This is a genomic window from Arthrobacter sp. MDT2-34-1, assembly GCF_059091365.1.
On sequence record NZ_JBNHGO010000100.1, the window covers coordinates 1 to 626 of the forward strand.

The 626-nt window shown below is 71.1% G+C and carries 1 pseudogene; it reads right to left on the reverse strand.

What is annotated here, in order from left to right:
• Positions 1-368: pseudogene (locus AC5RVV_RS17845) on the reverse strand (hypothetical protein); the annotation flags it as partial.
• Positions 369-626: the final 258 nt, after the last annotated feature.

Sequence of the window (626 nt, forward strand, 5' to 3'; positions counted from 1 at the left end):
GGGACGGCCGCTGAATCGGCAGGCGCGCCACCGGGCAGGGAAATGTCTGCAGGGCCGGAGGCGTCCGCGGGACCGGGAGCGTCAACGCCGGAAACATCCGGGCCCTCGGTGCCGGCCGGTATCGGCGGAAGCGGGGCGCCAGGCACGGACGGCTGCACAGCAGTTACCGGTGACACGACCGGGGCCGCCATGTCCAGGACAGGTTCGGCCACGTTTAGGACGGGCTCGCCCGCATCCATTACCGGCTCTGTGGCGTCCAGTACCGGTTCTGCGACATCCAGCACGGGCTCGGCCGCCTCAAGGACCGGCTCAACGACCTGGGCAACAGGTGCAATAACGGGTTCAACGATGCCGGATACCGGCGCCACAGCCTGAACGGCATCAGCAGCTGCCGGCACCGCACGTGTGAGGGCCTGAACAGCAGGATCCGCCAAGGCAGGGACAGCACCCGTGACCGCCGGGACGAGATCCGGAACCGGCGCGGCGGCAGGACCAGCGGCCGTGGCCGGCGGTGCGGCGGGCGTTGGAGCGGGTACGGCAGCAGCTGCAGCCCCGGCCACGCCGCGGACAGTTACCGTTGTTTCCGCCACGGGGGCGGCGACTGGGGCCAGGGGTGCACCGGTGAG